Below are 14,454 nucleotides of genomic sequence, written 5' to 3'. Positions count from 1 at the left end.
AGACATGAAGTCTCAAGTCCAAAAGTCACAGGATCTGAAGTACGCTGCTGTCGATGGAGCAGAGAAACGCGCTCTCGCGCCGGACCCGGCGCCTCAGCGACGCCGAGACCCGGGATCGCATGCTTGCCGCCGCCGTCGAGATGATCAACCGCGACGGGCTCACCGTCAGCCTCGAGCACCTCAGCTTCGAGGCGGTGATCCGCGCCGCCGACGTCTCCCGCAGCACCGCGTACCGGCACTGGCCGTACAAGGATCAGTTCTTCGGCGACCTGGTCAAGGAACTGGCCCGGACCGCCGGGCCGCCGATCGTCCGCGACGAGATCGGCTTGATCAAGGAGATCCTGACCGAGCACGAGCAAGGCCTGACCACCCCGCGGGGGCGGCACGACGTGATGATCGAGCTGATCCGCCGGCTGGCGCTGTTCGACCTGCGGGCCATCCTCGCCTCACCCGCCTGGCGGACCTACCACGCCCTCTGCGCGACCGTCTCCGGGCTGCCCGCCGGTGAGCTACGCGAGCAGGTGCAAGCCGCACTCGCCGAGGCGGAACGGACCCGGATCGCCCGGATCGCCGACGCATGGCAGATGCTGGCCGGCCTGCTCGGGTACCGGCTGCGGCCCGAGCTCAACGCGGGATTCGACACCCTCGCGTCGGTTCTCAGCGTCACCGCCCACGGCCTGGTGGTCACGGAGCTCGCGGCGCCCGACATCGCCGCCCGGGAGACGGTCGCCAGCCCGTTCGGCGCGCTCGGTGAACAGCGGTGGTCGCTGTCGGCGCTGAGCGTCGCCGGGGTCGCGACGACCTTCCTCGAACCGGATCCGGACGCCGTGTGGGACCCGCAGCGCCCGGCCCGGGTCCGTCAGGCGATCGACGAGTGGGCCGGGTCCAACGGCCCTGGTGACGGGCCTGCGAGCGGAGCATCGTGAAGATCAGCCCGTCGAACCCCAACGGGCGGAAGTCCTCATGGAGGCGACCATGACCGTCACCGATCTGGTTCTGGATCCGCAGGTTCACATCCACGGCACCGTCTCGCGCGAGGTCGCGGGCTACGCCCGGCAGAAGGTCCTGGCGGCGTTGCACCACGCACCAGCGCCCGTGCTGCGGATCCGACTGACCCTCGACTCCGCGGCACCCGGCGACCGGGTGGACGTGCAGGTCGACGTGAACGGCGCCGGCGTTCACGTGCACGCCGTCGGCGAGACCATGACCGAGGCCGTCGACCTGCTCCAGGAGCGGCTGCGTTCCCGGCTGCGGCATATGCGGCGGCGCCCGGCCCAGGGCCCCCGCGTGCGCACGGTGTGACCGGATCTGGACCGGGACGGCCCCGGAAGCGGTACGCGCTTCCGGGGCCGCCGAGGGTCAGCCGAGGCGCCAGAACTGGGCGGCCAGGCCGTTGCAGGGGTAGAGGGAGAGGCGTGCGCCGTTCGCGGTGTCCCAGTTGTAGTTGTCCAGGCAGGTGTTGCCGGCGACGTTGCGCAGGGAGAACCAGCCGCTGCCCCGGTCCTGCACGATCCACTGCTGGGCGGTGGAGCCGTTGCAGGTGTAGAGGCCGATGTCGGCGTTCGACGCGGTGCTGTTGTTGATGTTCGACAGGCAGGTGCCGGTGTTGCGGTTGCGGATCTCGTAGTAGGTGCCGTTCTTGTAGTTCAGCTCGAACTGCTGGGCGGTGCCGCCGTTGCAGTCGTAGAGCCGGACCAGGGCGTTCAGCGTGGTGTCGCGGTTCCAGTTGTCGACGCAGCGGTTGCTGTGCTGGCCGCGGATGCCGGGGTTGACGACGGTGCTGGGGATCGGCTGGCCGAAGAACGGGTCGCCGTTCTCCCGCCACAGCAGCTGCTGCATGCGAGTGTGCCGGTTCGGGTCGGTCAGCGCGTCCGGGGTCGGGGTGGCGTAGTCGCGGGCGTGGTAGACCAGCATGTCGGTGACGCCGTCCTCGGCCACGGTGAAGCTGCCGTGCCCGGGCCCGTAGACGCCGTTGGCGGTCTGGAACACCGGGTTCGGGTGCTTGTACCAGGACGCCGGGTTGAGCAGGTCGGCGGTGTCCCACGAGGACAGCAGGCCGAGCTTGTAGCGGGAGTCGGTGGCCGACGCGGAGTAGGCGATGTAGACGCGGCCGTTCTTGACCAGCGGGGACGGGCCCTCGACGACGCCCGCCACGCCCTCCTTCTCCCAGGCGACGGTCGGCCGGGCGATCTCCACGGCCGAGCCGGTGATCGCGGTCGGGCCGCTCATCCTGGCGATGTACATGTGGCTGTTGAAGTTGGTGTCCGGGCTGTCCTGGGCCCAGGCGAAGTAGCGCACGCCCTTGTTGACGAAGACCGCGGCGTCCAGCTGGAACGACTCCCAGCCGGTGTTGAACCGCTGCGGCGCGCTCCAGGTGCCGGTCATCGGGTTGGCGCTGGTGTTACGGATCCAGTAGAGCCGCTGGTCGAACTGTGCGGTGTTGGGCGACGCGGAGAAGTACATGTACCAGGCGCCGTCGATGTACTGGATGTCCGGCGCCCAGATCCAGCCGCTGAGGGCGCCGCTGGACGGGGCGACGAACGCGTTCGAGGTGGCGGCGCTGCCCAGGCCCTGCAGTGTGGTGGCCCGGCGCAGTTCGACCCGCTTGTAGTCGGGTACCGAGGCGGTCATGTAGTAGTAGCCGTCGGTGTGTTTGAAGATCGCGGTGTCGGCGCGCTGTTTGATGACCGGGTTCGTGATCGAGATGAACTGGGCGGACGCCGGGGCGGCGAGTCCGGCCAGCAGCACGACCATCAGGGCCAGCACGACCGTGGCCGTGCGGCGTATGCGAGCGGGGAAACCCATCGATGACTTCCTTGCAGGCGGGGGACGGTACGACGTGTGATCGTTAACATGCACGTCGATCGGATGTACGTCAAGAAACCTCTCCGAAATCTGCGTGTCGCGGCGATTCATGTGTCTTGTTAAGTCTGTCTATGTCTCGTAACATGCCGGTCATTCTTGTGAGCGTTAACGAAGGGGGCTGTGTGCGCCTACGTGGAATGTTCCTCGCCCTGTTGACGGTGGTCGGGCTGGTCACCGCCGCCCCGACCCCCGGCGTCGCCGCGCCCGGCGCCGGCTTCCAGAACCCCGTCGTCGGCACACCCAACAGCGCCGACCCCTGGATGGGCTACTACAACGGCAGCTACTACTACGCCGCCACCACCTGGACCGGCGAGATCCTCATCCGTAAGTCGTCCACGCTGGCCGGCCTGAAGACCGCGGCCGAGACCACCGTGTTCACCATGTCGCAGCCCAACGCCGTGTCGAACATGTGGGCGCCGAGCCTGCACCTGCTCAACGGGCCGAACGGCCGGCGCTGGTACCTGTACTACTCGGCCGGCCCGTCCGCGTGCTGCGGTGGACAGCGCCAGCACGTACTGGAAAGCTCCGGCACCGATCCGATGGGGCCCTACACGTACAAAGGCGCCCTGGTCCTGATGCCGAACAACGGCTGGTCCATCGACGGCAGCGTGATGACCGTCGGCGGGCTCGACTACTTCGTGTTCTCCGCGTTCAACAACAACAGCGGCTTCGAGAACGGCGGCCTGCAGAGCCTGTTCATCACCCGCCTGACCAACCCGTGGACACCCGCGGCACTCGGCACGATCATCTCCGAACCCACCTACGCGTGGGAGAAGATCGGCAACCCGGTCAACGAGGGCCCGTTCGTGCTGCAGCGCAACAACCGCACGTTCCTGACCTACTCGGCCAGCTACTGCGGCACCCCCGACTACAAGATCGGCGCGCTCGAACTGACCGGCTCCGACCCGCTGGCCCGCGCCTCGTGGACCAAGATCGCCAATCCGCTGTTCCAGCGCAGCGACACCAACGGGGTGTACGGCCCGGCGCACCACAGTTTCTTCAAATCACCGGACGGCACCGAGGACTGGATCGTCTACCACGCCAACGACTCCGCCTCGCAAGGATGCGGGACCACCCGTACCAGCCGCGCCCAGCGGATCTCCTGGAACACCGACGGCACCCCCAACCTGGGCGTCCCGGTCTCCAACGCGACGGTCCTGGCCGGACCGTCCGGCGAACTCGGCAATCCCGGCGCGGTCACGGTCCAGCGGATCCAGTCCTACAACTTCCAGGACCGGTACGTACGGCACTCGAACTACGCCACCCGCATCGACGCCAACGTGACCCCCGCCCTGGACTCCCAGTTCCGGGTCGTCGCCGGGCTCGCCGACAGCACCGCGGTGTCGTTCGAGTCGGTCAACTTCCCGGGCCACTACCTGCGCCACAACAACTACGTGCTGCGGCTGGAGGCGAACAACGGCACCGCCACGTTCCGGCAGGACGCCACGTTCCGGCAGGTCGCCGGGCTGGCCGACAGCGGCTGGTCGTCGTTCCAGTCGTACAACTACCCGGACCGCTACATCCGGCACAGCAACTACGTGCTGCGCATCGACCCGATCAGCACCACCACCGAACGGGCCGACGCCACCTTCCGCCGAACCTCCTGACCCGGCGGTCCCGGCCGGCACCGCATAGGCTCCCTCCATGACCCGACAGGCCGACCACCGTGAGGTGGAACGCGACCTGCTGCGCGACGGGTGGAGCCGATGCGGCGCCGGCGACTGGGCCGTCGCGCTGCGCTCACCCGACGGCACGGCCGCCGCCCGGATCAGCCCGTTCGACCCGACCGGCCCCTACTCCGCGGCCCTCTACGTCCAGGCCGCACACACCCGCCAGGTTCCCGTCCTGTTCGAACACCGCCGCCTCGCCGGTGGCGGCGACCTGCAGATCATGGAATGGCTCCGACCCGTCCCCGAGGACGAGACCGCCGGCTTCCAACGGGCCGTCGCCGACCGGGCCGCACACACCGCCGACCTCGCCGACATCGTGCGCCGCATCCACGAACAGGCCCGACGCGAACTGCCCTGGTGCGGCCCGCTGGACCACAATCCGGCCAACGTCATGCGCACCGCCGACGGCCGACTCGTGGTGATGGACCTGTTCTACGCCGACGGCCCGAACCTGTACGCGACCGCCGCCACGAACCCCGACCTGGTCGCCGCACGGATCCCGGAGACCCGACGGCGCTACATGACCGAGATCCCGCTGGCCACCTCAGGCCCGTGGCCCGACGAGGACCGGGAGCGGATCCGCGCCGCCCTCGCCGCCGCCGACGCTAGGCGGCGGTGACGGCGGGCCGCAGAAGCCTCTCGGTGACGGCGTCGGCGGGCATCGGCTTGGCCAGGTGGTAACCCTGCGCCAGGTCACAGCCGATCTCGCTGAGCGCGGCCAGCGTCGGAGCGTCCTCGATGCCCTCGGCGACGACGGTCAGACCCAGGTTGTGGCCGAGCTCGACGGTGGAGGCGACCAGAGCCCGGTTGCCGTGGTCGGTGCTCATGTCCTGCACGAACGAGCGGTCGATCTTCAACTCGTCCAGTGGCAACAACCGCAGATAGGTCATCGAGGAGTAGCCGGTTCCGTAGTCGTCGACGGAGATCTTCACCCCCAGCGTACGAAGCCGGTGCAGCGCCTCGATGGCGGTGTTCGGGTCACTCATGATGCTGTACTCGGTGACCTCGATACCCAACTGGTCGCCGGGCACCCCGGTCTGGCGCAGCAGAGCCGCGACCCGGGCCGGGAAACCGGGATCGAGCAGCGAACGGGTGGAGATGTTGACCGCCACCGGCACCCGGTGCCCCATCGACAGCCACGCCCGCGCCTGGGACAGCGCCTGCGTCAACACCTGGTGGGTGAACCGGTGGATCAGCGTGGTGGCCTCCAGGACCGGAATGAACTCGCCCGGAGAGATCGCCCCCTTCGTCGGATGCGTCCAGCGGGCCAGGGCCTCGACACCCGCCAGCGCACCGTCCCCGATGGCGATCTTGGGCTGGTAGTGCAGGAAGATCTCGTCACCGGCGTCCAGGGCCCGACGCAGGTCACCGAGCAGGCTCAGCCGGGCGTTGGTGTCCTCGGTGCGCTTGGCGGCGAACCGGCGGAAACCCAGACGCTGCTCCTTCGCGATCGTCATGGCGGTGTCGGCGTGCCGCAGCACGGTCGGCACGTCCTCACCCGGCCCGGCGGTGGCGGCGCCGACACTGACCTCCAGGTCGACGGTGATGTCGTCGATGACGAACGGCTCATCGAACGCGTCGGTCAGGCGGGTGGCGATGGTCTCCCCGATGGCCGGGTCGGCGTCGCGCAGCAGGATGGCGAACTCGTCGCCGCCCAGCCGGGCCACGAAGTCCTGCTCGCGTACCGAATCCTGCAAGCGCTTGCCCACATGGGTCAGCAGCACGTCGCCGATCCGGTGCCCGAGCTGGTCGTTGACGTCTCGGAAGCCGTCCAGGTTCACCACCAGCACGGTGGCCCGGCCCGGGCGCGGCCGGCCCGACCGCCGGCGGTGGCTGGCGTCCTCGGCCAGCGCGACCCCGGTCCGGGCGGCGAACGCGGTGCGGTTGGGCAGCCCGGTCAGCGTGTCGGTGGCGGCCATCCTCTCCACCTGGCGCCGGTGCGACCGCGACGACCTGGTGAACAGCACCAGCACGAGCAGGCTGACCAGGAACGCCAGACCGTTGCCCCACAGCTGCCGCTGCGACTCCATCTCCCCGTCGGCCTGCTTGACGGCGTGGTCGGAGAGATGGTGCTTCTGCTCGGCGAGCACCTTGGCCATGATCGCGCTGGTGGCCGGCTCGATCGTCTCCTCCAGGCGGGCCCCGGCGGCCTCCAGATCACGCCGGTCGAGTTCGGCCAGGTACGCGTTGAGCTGCGGCTTAAGCGCGAGATGGGTGTTCACGATGCTCGCGGTGAGCTCCGGGTCCTCGACGTCGACGGTCGCCATGTTCTCCATCGCCACCTGCGTCTGCCGGTGCACGCCGAGCAGCCGCTGACGTTCCTCGCCGTCGGGTTCCTGCAGCGCCGCCTGCAGCAGCGCCATCTCCCAGGTGACCAGGTAGGCGGTCTCCTGGTAGGCGTCGGTGTTGGCGCTGTCCTGCGCCAGCTCGGAGACGATCACGGCCTGGCGCCAGCTACCGAACACCGCATAGCCGGACATGCCCGCCAGCACCACAGCGAGCACGCCGGCCAGCCACCGCGACGCCCCACGAGCCGAGACCATCATCACCTTCCGGAGTCCACCGTTCCCCTCCCATCGGCGGACTCCGCAACGGCTTGACCCCTCGTTCGGTTGCACCCCGGGTGCGAGGTCCCGGCGAGATCAGGCGTGCAGCCCGAACCGGCGGACCACGTCGGCCAGCCACGGCCTGTCGACGAATTCGAGACCGTGCTCGGCGGCCAGCGCGGCGCCCCGCTCCGGGTCGGGATCGCCCGCCTCGACCATGTCGACGACCGCCTTGAAGAACATCTCGAACCCGGCCGGGCTGATCACCTCGATCATCCGGGCCGGTTCCGAACCGGCGTTCCACATGGCGTGCGCCTCACCGCGCGGTTTCGTGATGTAGCCGCCCGCCCCGAGCACCACCTCCCGATCCTCCGACCGGAACCCGATCACGCCGCTGGTCACGATCGAATGCTCGTCCTCCCGGCTGTGGATGTGCGGCGGCACGAGCGCACCGGGCGGGAACTCGTGCTCGACGATCGCCAACTCGCCACCGTTGTCGTCGCCCCAGATCTTGAAATCCACGGTGATGGCGCCCAGGTCACCCGAGCGCCCCTCGCCGGGACCCACTACTCGCAATCGGCTCATCACGACAGCCTGTCAGACGATGGGATCATGCTGATCTCCATCGTCGTCCCGGTCTACAACGAGGAACACTTCCTGCGGGCCTGCCTCGACGCGATCCTCGCCCAGCGCGAGCCGGTCCATGAGGTCATCGTCGTCGACAACGGCTCCGACGACGGCACGTCACGGATCCTCGACGAATACGCGGGACGCGTCGTCATGCTGCACGAGCCGCTGGCCGGAGTGCAGCACGCCCGCAACCGAGGCCTGGACGCCGCGACCGGCGACGTCATCGGGCGCATCGACGCCGACACCCGGCTCGATCCCGGCTGGACACGGGCGGTCCGGGAGACGTTCGCGGCGACGATCGTGCAGGCCGCGACCGGCCCCGTCACCTACTACGACATGACCCCGACCGGTCTGGTCGACGGCGGTGACGCCCTCTTCCGCCGGGTGTGGGGCCGCGGCCGGCTCGACTGGCTGCTCGGCGCCAACATGGCGATCAGATCAACGGCCTGGCATCTGGTACGGGCCGAACTGTGCACCGACGGCGGCGTGCACGAGGACATCGACCTGGGCATCCACCTGCACCGGGCCGGACTCGCCGCGGTGTTCGCCCCGGGGATGCGCGCGGGCACCTCGGCCCGCCGCATCCAGAACCGGTTCCGTGACTACAGCTCCTACACCCGCATGACCGAGCACACCTATCAACGGCATCTCGGCCGCCGAGGGGCCTACGCCCGCGCCTGGGTCACCGGCCGCATTCAGCTCGCGCTGTTCCCCGTGCTGCGTCTGGCCCACGCGCTGGCCCAGCCTCGACGGTGGGCGACGCTGCGGAGCGACGGCGGCCGGACGAACCCCATGCGGCCCGGCCGCTGAACACCCCGATCCAGCCGAACCCGGCGAACAACGCGACCCGCTCCAGCAGCCCGCTCGGCGTGCCGGGCACCACCCCGGCCGCGTCCAGCAGCACCAGCCCGGTCGCCGCCGCGAACAGCACCGCGACCACACCGGCGAGCAGCAGCGCCGGTCGCCGCGGGCCGAGCCGGGCGACCGCCCCGATCCCGGCGACGGCCAGCGTGACCGAGATCATCTGATGGACCAGCCCACGAACGGTGTGCTCCACCGGCATCCCGGGCGGAAAACCGAGCCCCGCATCGGTACGCACGACGGCCAGCGCCACCAGACTCAGCCCACACCACGCGACCATTCCGGCCGCCCACCGGTCGGCCCGGTGGTACAGCCCGAACCCGGCAAGAAGCAACCAGAATCCGCAGGTCGCGAGGTTGGTCGCGCCGATCCAGCCGGACTCGCCGAGCGACAGGTGGCTGATCCAGGCGCGCATCGGGTCGTAGCCGGGGCGGGTCAGGCCGTCCACCGTGCTGACCACGATCATCTGCACGGCCGCGAGCACCCCGGAGGCGGCCGGGGCCCGGCTCCCAGTGTTCACCCACCGGAGACTACGACGAGACCTCATCAGGGGTGGCGACGCGTACGGCGTACCGGAAAGATGTCCGCATGTTGTGGGTCTTCTCGGTGTTGTTCTGGGCTTTCATCGTGGTGACCTGCCCGGTCTTCTTCGTCGGCGCGCTGCTGGTGTGGCTGGTGACGCTGCCGTTCGACAGGCGCCGGGTGGCTCTGCATCTGTACTCGTCGGCGTGGGCGTCGTTCTACGTCTACATCTGCCCGCTGTGGCGGCTGCGGGTCGAGCACCGCGACCGGCTGCCGTGGCGCGGCCCGGCCGTGCTGGTCGCCAACCACGCCTCGCTGATCGACATCCTGGTGCTGTTCGCGCTGTTCCGGCCGTTCAAATACGTCTCCAAGCAGGAGATCTTCCAGGTGCCGGTGATCGGCTGGAACATGCGGCTCAACAGGTATGTGCCGCTGGTCCGCGGCAGCGGCACGTCGGTGCGGCGGATGATGGAACTCTGCGACGCGCACCTCGAGGCCGGCTCGCCGCTGATGATCTTCCCGGAGGGCACCCGCACCCGCGACGGCTCCCTCAAGGCGTTCAAGAACGGCGCTTTCGATCTTGCGGTACGGCACGGCGTCCCGGTCTATCCGATCGTCGTGCACGGCACCCGGCAGGCACTGCCGCGCTCGGGTTTCGTGCTGCGCGAGCACATCCGGGCCCGCGTCGAGGTGCTGCCTCCATTGCTGCCGGGCGACTTCGAGGACGTCGGCGCGCTGCGCGACGCGACCCGGGAGGCGATCGCGGCCGGGCTCGCCGCACCGTGAGGATCGCGCACTTCTGCGACAGCCACCCCGGACGCCCGGACGGCGTCACCCGTTCGACCGAGATGACGGTACGGCTCCTGCGCGCCGCCGGCCACGAGGTCGACCTCTACCGTCCGGGTCCGTTGCTGCGCCCCGGCGTCCGTTCGGTGCCGGTGCCGTTCCGGCAGGTCCGGATCGGGCTGCCGTTCACCCCCCACCCGGCCGACCTCGTCCACGCGCAGACCACCGGCCCGATCGGGATGACCGGGTTCCGCGCTGCCGCCGCCTGGCGGGTGCCACTGGTCGCCACCTGGCACACCGACCTGCTGGCGTACGCCGACCTGTTCGCCGAGATCCCGGCCGGCGCCGCCTGGTGCGCGCTGCGCCTGAAACTGGGCTGGTCACCGCGCGAATTCCTGGAGCTCACCAGGCCCGGCCGGGTGCGCCGGCTACGTCTGGAGGCCCTGGGCCGGGCCATGTTCGCCCGGATGGCGGTGGCGGTCGCCCCGTCGGCCAAGACCGCGGCCGGCTTCGCCGCATTCGAACCGGTCGCCGAGATCCGCGTCCTGCCGACCCCGGTCACCACCGTCGCGGCCGGTCCGGCACCCGGTGGCGGTGGCGACGTGGTGCTGTCGGTCGGCCGGGGCACCGCCGAGAAGAACCCGGAACTGCTGCTCCAGGCGTTCACCCGGCTGCGGGCCGCCCGCCCGGCGGCCCGGCTGATCCTGGTCGGCGTCCAGCAGCAGCGCCGCCACCTGCACCGGCGCATCACCGCGCTCGGTCTGAACGGGCACGTCGAGATGCACCCGCCGGTGCCGCACGAGCGGGTCACCGACTTCTACCGGGCCGCCGACGTGCTCGCGTTCACCTCGACCACCGACACGCAGAGCCTGGTGCTGGCCGAGGCCGAGGCGGCCGGGCTGCCGGTGGTGGTCGCCGACCGGGCCCTGGCGACCCGGCCGGGTGCCGACGACACCACCCGCCTCACCTGCGACCCGACCCCCGACGCGTTCGCCGCGGCCCTGCTGCGGATGCTCGACGACCAGGCGCTTCGGGCACAGACGGTCCGCGACGGCCTGGCGGCGGCCGCCGCGTACACCCCATCGGTCTTCCTGAATCGCCTCGAGGCGATCTACGAGCTGGCCCTGTCGGTCCGCGCCAGATAGCCGTGTGTGTCCGGGAAGCGCATCTCGTGGATCGGACGGTAGCGGTCGTCCAGGAGAGTGAGCAGGCTCAGCAGCAGGACGAAGAAGAACGCGCCGGTCAAGTCGGCGGCCGGCAGCAGCCACCACACCACCGTCACCAGACCCATGTTCAGCAGCACCCGCAGACCGAACGCCGTCCCGGTCGGCTCCAGACCGCGAGCCGACCGGGCCACGATCAGGCTGATCACCGCATTCACCAGAACGAACACCGTGGTCCCGGCGAACAGCTGGATCGGCGTGGCGGTCGTGCCGGGCAGCACCTGCGCATAGATCACCCACAGCAGACCGATCAGCGTCACCTTCTCCAGCGTGCCCGCCGACCACAGCCGACCATGGTCGGCCACCCACCGGTTGCGGTCGGCGACGGTGACCGCGCCCGCCGGCAGCGGATCGGCGGCGACGTGCCACGACCAGTCGTGCGGTGCCTGCCTCGGCCGGACCACGAACCAGTACCCCAGCCCGAGCAGCACCAGACCGGCCACGCACGCCGGACCGAACCACGGCACCTCGGCGACCGTCTCGGTGAAGTCGAGCTGCGCGATGTGGATCCACCACTCCTGCGGCAGCTTCACGAACACCCAGATCGCCGCCGCCGTCAGCACCCACGACCGGACGGCCACCCGCGCCGGATTCCAGAACAGCCGGTACACCTCGTACGCGATGAAGAAGTACTCGAACGTGTTCGGGAAGATCAGCAGCAGCGGCCGCCAGTCGGTCAACTCGAACGCCACCACCCCGATCAGCCGGTAGAAGTACAGGAACCGGGCCACCCGTACCGCCGGAAGGCTCGTCCAGTTCCGCAGCGTCGCCAGATAGGCGATCGCCAGGTAGTAGACGTCCATCGCCTTGTCGTAACCCTGGTAACCGGGCGGGTCGAAGCCGAACGCCTGGAAGATCGACTGGTCGATGCCGTCCAGCACCAGCGCGGCCACGATCGCGGGCAGCGGAAACCGCGGGATCAGCAGGGGTACGAGAAAACGCGCGCCCACCACCACGACGAGGACGAGAAAGGCCGACATCACTCCATGACAGCCGTTGATCACCGGCCCCGGATCACCCGCCACGCATGAGGCGCAGCCCCGACCTGCGCCGCATCCTCATGCCCATGGGATGTCTGTTCGCCATCTTCGCCGGGATCTTCCCGCGGCTGGCCCTGCTCCTCATCTGGCTGGTCCGGCCGCGTTTCGTCGACGCCGCCTTCGACACGTGGATCTGGCCGCTGCTGGGCCTGCTGTTCTTCCCGTTCGCGACCCTGATCTACATCGTGCTCTACACCCCGGGCATCGGCCTGGTCGGCTGGGAGTGGTTCTGGGTGGTCCTGGCCGGCCTCTTGGACCTGACCCACCTGGTCGGCTCCGCCTACGCCCGCACCCGCCGCGCCGAGGGCTTCTGACCGCCGGTGGCCGCCGGCTGGTCGCCGAGCGCCGTCCGCCAATACAGCACCTCGCGGCCGGCGCGCCGGCGCAGCACCAGCCCGGCGTCGAGCATCACCCGCAGATGGTTGCCGACGGCACCGATCGGCAGGCCGGAGAGGGCGGTGAGCTGGGTGGTCGAGCGCGGGTCGTCGAGCGACCGGAGCAGCCGGGCCCGGTTCGCGCCGATCAGGCGGGCCAGCCCGGTCACGGCGGTCGTGCCGGTGGGGGCGAGAGCGCCGGTGACCGGGTAGATGATCGCGTAGCGGCTCGGCTCGGTCCAGGCCACCCACGAGCCGTTGCTGTGCACCGGGACGAACAGCAGCGCCTCGGCCCGCGACAGGTCACGTTCGGGCAGGTCGTAGCGGTCGATCTGGAGCCGCCCGTCGCCGAGCCACTTCTTCTTGGCGCCGAGGGTGGGGATCATCCCGGACCAGCCGTGCGCGGCCGGCAGCGCGGTGCGCGACACGATGTCGGCCTGCAGCACCCGCTGCCGGCGCGGCCAGTCGGCGGCCGGCGTCACCGACCACACCCAGCGCAGCAGCTCGATCAGTTCGGCGTGCAGACCGGGCCGGAGCAGGCTCGACGTGAGCCGGCCCGGCCGGAGAGCACGCAGCTCGGCCCGGATCCGGTCGTCGTCCCACTCGCCGTCCTCGCGTTCCTCGCCTCGGCCGGCTTCGCCGCCTCCCTGCCGCTGCAGGAGAGACTCTCCCAAACCATCGAGCCGGCGGTACGCGGGCAGGCGTTCGGCCTCTACTCGACCGGCCTGATGGTCGGCCAGGCGATCGGCGCGGTCACCGGCGGCCTGCTCGCCACCCGGCTCGGCGCCACCCCCGCGATGGACACACTCGCCGTCCTGTCACTGTGCGTGACGGCGACGCTGACCCCGGCGCTGCGCCGGTCAGGGCAGGCCGGCCAGGCTGGTGCGGCGGCGGGCACCGGCGATCAGGTTGACCACGCCCAGCACCAGCAGGCCCACCCCGGCGTAGGCGGACAGGGTGATCAGCGGGCCGCCCATCGGCGCGTCCGGGAAGTAGAGGACCCGGCGTAGCAGGGTGGCGCCCGCGCCCGGTGGCAGCGCCTGCCCGAACTGGTGCCAGAACGCCGGCATCAGCGGACCCGCGGTCGCGGCGCCGCTGATCGGGGCGCCGATCAGGAAGTACAGCACCCCGCCGACCGCCCCGCCGGCCGCGCCCACGAGCGACACCAGCGCACTCGTCGACGCGGTCACCGCCAGGTTGACCAGGGCCAGGCAGAGCGTCAGATGCTCGTAGTCGACGTGCGTGCCGACACCGAACGCCCGGGCCAGCCCGGCCACACCGCCACCGATGCAGAACGCGTACAGGATCAGGAACAGCAGCGGCAGCTCGCCACGGGCCGGGTTCGCCCGGTAACGCGGCACCAGCCGACCCAGACCCATCGAACCGATCGTGCCGCCCAGGATCACCACCTGCAGCATCACCGCAAGGCTGCCGCCGCTGGAGTCACCCGACGGCAGCGGCGACATCTCGGTCACCGTCGGCGTCGCACCGCTCCTCCCGATCAGCGCGGTCAACGTGGCCGCCACCTGCGGCGACGCGGCCGTCGACTTCAGCAGCTCCATGCCGGTGGCGCTGACGATCACCGCGCCGTAGACCTCCAACCGGCTGATCCCGGTGATCGCTTCGTCCCGGCTGCCGTACACCTTGACGTCCAGCGCGTCCCCGGCCTGCGTCTCCAAAGCCGTCCGGGTGCCGTCGTCACCGACATACCCGAGCGGCACGTGATGTGGCGTCGGCGCGTGCGAGATGCTCAGCAGCGTGCTGCCCAGCAGGGCCACGATCGCCACCCCGAGAACGGCGAGCACGACGGCCCGTACCCAGAAATGGTGTTCGCGTTCCCGCTCCTCGGCCGGCGGCAGCTCCTGCTCGACCTCGGCCGTCTCGCTCGCTTCGCCCGCTTCTCCGGCGTCCTCCGCGACCACATCCATGCCCCGATG

At 70.2% G+C, this 14,454-nt stretch carries 14 protein-coding genes and 1 pseudogene; 8 read left to right on the top strand and 7 right to left on the bottom strand.

Annotated elements, in window-relative coordinates:
* Positions 1-53: 53 nt before the first annotated feature.
* A complete protein-coding gene (locus Q0Z83_RS17385; RefSeq protein ID WP_317794985.1) occupies positions 54-926 on the top strand; it encodes a TetR/AcrR family transcriptional regulator in 873 nt (290 codons plus the stop codon).
* A gap of 49 nt (positions 927-975) precedes the next feature.
* Positions 976-1,302 carry an HPF/RaiA family ribosome-associated protein gene (locus tag Q0Z83_RS17380; protein ID WP_317794984.1) on the top strand — a complete coding sequence of 109 codons (327 nt, stop codon included), beginning with the start codon at positions 976-978 and terminating at the stop codon, positions 1,300-1,302.
* A 57-nt stretch (positions 1,303-1,359) separates the two neighbouring features.
* Here the strand turns inward: Q0Z83_RS17380 and Q0Z83_RS17375 are convergent, their stop codons facing one another.
* Positions 1,360-2,805, bottom strand: a complete 1,446-nt coding sequence (locus tag Q0Z83_RS17375; protein ID WP_317794983.1) for a family 43 glycosylhydrolase — start codon at positions 2,803-2,805, stop codon at positions 1,360-1,362.
* 182 nt (positions 2,806-2,987) lie between these two features.
* Between Q0Z83_RS17375 and Q0Z83_RS17370 the strand changes: the two genes are divergently transcribed.
* Positions 2,988-4,472 (top strand): family 43 glycosylhydrolase, encoded by a 1,485-nt coding sequence (locus Q0Z83_RS17370; protein ID WP_317794982.1) that lies wholly within the window; start codon positions 2,988-2,990, stop codon positions 4,470-4,472.
* A 37-nt stretch (positions 4,473-4,509) separates the two neighbouring features.
* Positions 4,510-5,154, top strand: coding sequence for a hypothetical protein (locus Q0Z83_RS17365; protein ID WP_317794981.1), 645 nt, complete (start codon positions 4,510-4,512; stop codon positions 5,152-5,154).
* Here Q0Z83_RS17365 and Q0Z83_RS17360 read toward each other — a convergent pair.
* Together Q0Z83_RS17360 and Q0Z83_RS17355 are read right to left on the bottom strand one after the other, a co-directional pair.
* On the bottom strand, positions 5,141-7,078 hold the full coding sequence (locus tag Q0Z83_RS17360) for a putative bifunctional diguanylate cyclase/phosphodiesterase (RefSeq protein ID WP_317794980.1): 1,938 nt from the start codon (positions 7,076-7,078) through the stop codon (positions 5,141-5,143). The genes Q0Z83_RS17365 and Q0Z83_RS17360 overlap by 14 nt on opposite strands.
* Before the next feature lie 99 nt (positions 7,079-7,177).
* Positions 7,178-7,666: a cupin domain-containing protein gene (locus Q0Z83_RS17355; RefSeq protein WP_317794979.1), complete on the bottom strand. Its 489-nt coding sequence runs from the start codon at positions 7,664-7,666 to the stop codon at positions 7,178-7,180.
* Positions 7,667-7,693: 27 nt separating this feature from the next.
* Between Q0Z83_RS17355 and Q0Z83_RS17350 the strand changes: the two genes are divergently transcribed.
* Positions 7,694-8,521, top strand: coding sequence for a glycosyltransferase family 2 protein (locus Q0Z83_RS17350; RefSeq protein ID WP_317794978.1), 828 nt, complete (start codon positions 7,694-7,696; stop codon positions 8,519-8,521).
* Positions 8,522-8,576: 55 nt separating this feature from the next.
* Here Q0Z83_RS17350 and Q0Z83_RS17345 read toward each other — a convergent pair.
* Positions 8,577-9,038: pseudogene (locus Q0Z83_RS17345) on the bottom strand (DUF998 domain-containing protein); the annotation flags it as partial.
* 122 nt (positions 9,039-9,160) lie between these two features.
* Here Q0Z83_RS17345 and Q0Z83_RS17340 point away from each other — a divergent pair.
* Positions 9,161-9,880 (top strand): lysophospholipid acyltransferase family protein, encoded by a 720-nt coding sequence (locus Q0Z83_RS17340; RefSeq protein WP_317794977.1) that lies wholly within the window; start codon positions 9,161-9,163, stop codon positions 9,878-9,880.
* Positions 9,877-11,025, top strand: coding sequence for a glycosyltransferase (locus tag Q0Z83_RS17335; protein WP_317794976.1), 1,149 nt, complete (start codon positions 9,877-9,879; stop codon positions 11,023-11,025). Before Q0Z83_RS17340 ends, Q0Z83_RS17335 begins: the two co-directional genes overlap by 4 nt.
* On the opposite strand, the gene Q0Z83_RS17330 is transcribed toward Q0Z83_RS17335, so the two are convergent.
* Positions 10,992-12,083 carry a hypothetical protein gene (locus Q0Z83_RS17330; protein WP_317794975.1) on the bottom strand — a complete coding sequence of 364 codons (1,092 nt, stop codon included), beginning with the start codon at positions 12,081-12,083 and terminating at the stop codon, positions 10,992-10,994. The two genes, Q0Z83_RS17335 and Q0Z83_RS17330, sit on opposite strands and share 34 nt — an antisense overlap.
* A gap of 86 nt (positions 12,084-12,169) precedes the next feature.
* Between Q0Z83_RS17330 and Q0Z83_RS17325 the strand changes: the two genes are divergently transcribed.
* Positions 12,170-12,457 carry a hypothetical protein gene (locus tag Q0Z83_RS17325; RefSeq protein ID WP_317794974.1) on the top strand — a complete coding sequence of 96 codons (288 nt, stop codon included), beginning with the start codon at positions 12,170-12,172 and terminating at the stop codon, positions 12,455-12,457.
* Here Q0Z83_RS17325 and Q0Z83_RS17320 read toward each other — a convergent pair.
* A complete protein-coding gene (locus tag Q0Z83_RS17320; protein ID WP_317794973.1) occupies positions 12,424-13,191 on the bottom strand; it encodes an ArsR/SmtB family transcription factor in 768 nt (255 codons plus the stop codon). The genes Q0Z83_RS17325 and Q0Z83_RS17320 overlap by 34 nt on opposite strands.
* A 186-nt stretch (positions 13,192-13,377) precedes the next feature.
* Entirely contained in the window at positions 13,378-14,445 is a 1,068-nt protein-coding gene (locus tag Q0Z83_RS17315; protein WP_317794971.1) for a hypothetical protein, read from the bottom strand.
* Positions 14,446-14,454 lie beyond the last annotated feature (9 nt).

The sequence above is a fragment of the Actinoplanes sichuanensis genome (genome assembly GCF_033097365.1).
Lineage (GTDB): Bacteria > Actinomycetota > Actinomycetes > Mycobacteriales > Micromonosporaceae > Actinoplanes > Actinoplanes sichuanensis.
The sequence above is the reverse complement of the archived record's forward strand: the minus strand, read 5'-3'. Positions and strand labels throughout refer to the sequence as shown.

What these genes read in the sequence shown, in the direction of transcription:
- Q0Z83_RS17385 (WP_317794985.1), top strand. Translation starts at nt 54, where the DNA reads ATGGAGCAGAGAAACGCGCTCTCGCGCCGGACCCGGCGCCTCAGCGAC.
- Q0Z83_RS17380 (WP_317794984.1), top strand. Translation starts at nt 976, where the DNA reads ATGACCGTCACCGATCTGGTTCTGGATCCGCAGGTTCACATCCACGGC.
- Q0Z83_RS17375 (WP_317794983.1), bottom strand. Translation starts at nt 2,805, where the DNA reads ATGGGTTTCCCCGCTCGCATACGCCGCACGGCCACGGTCGTGCTGGCC.
- Q0Z83_RS17365 (WP_317794981.1), top strand. Translation starts at nt 4,510, where the DNA reads ATGACCCGACAGGCCGACCACCGTGAGGTGGAACGCGACCTGCTGCGC.
- Q0Z83_RS17360 (WP_317794980.1), bottom strand. Translation starts at nt 7,078, where the DNA reads ATGGTCTCGGCTCGTGGGGCGTCGCGGTGGCTGGCCGGCGTGCTCGCT.
- Q0Z83_RS17355 (WP_317794979.1), bottom strand. Translation starts at nt 7,666, where the DNA reads ATGAGCCGATTGCGAGTAGTGGGTCCCGGCGAGGGGCGCTCGGGTGAC.
- Q0Z83_RS17350 (WP_317794978.1), top strand. Translation starts at nt 7,694, where the DNA reads ATGCTGATCTCCATCGTCGTCCCGGTCTACAACGAGGAACACTTCCTG.
- Q0Z83_RS17340 (WP_317794977.1), top strand. Translation starts at nt 9,161, where the DNA reads ATGTTGTGGGTCTTCTCGGTGTTGTTCTGGGCTTTCATCGTGGTGACC.
- Q0Z83_RS17330 (WP_317794975.1), bottom strand. Translation starts at nt 12,083, where the DNA reads ATGTCGGCCTTTCTCGTCCTCGTCGTGGTGGTGGGCGCGCGTTTTCTC.
- Q0Z83_RS17325 (WP_317794974.1), top strand. Translation starts at nt 12,170, where the DNA reads ATGGGATGTCTGTTCGCCATCTTCGCCGGGATCTTCCCGCGGCTGGCC.
- Q0Z83_RS17315 (WP_317794971.1), bottom strand. Translation starts at nt 14,445, where the DNA reads ATGGATGTGGTCGCGGAGGACGCCGGAGAAGCGGGCGAAGCGAGCGAG.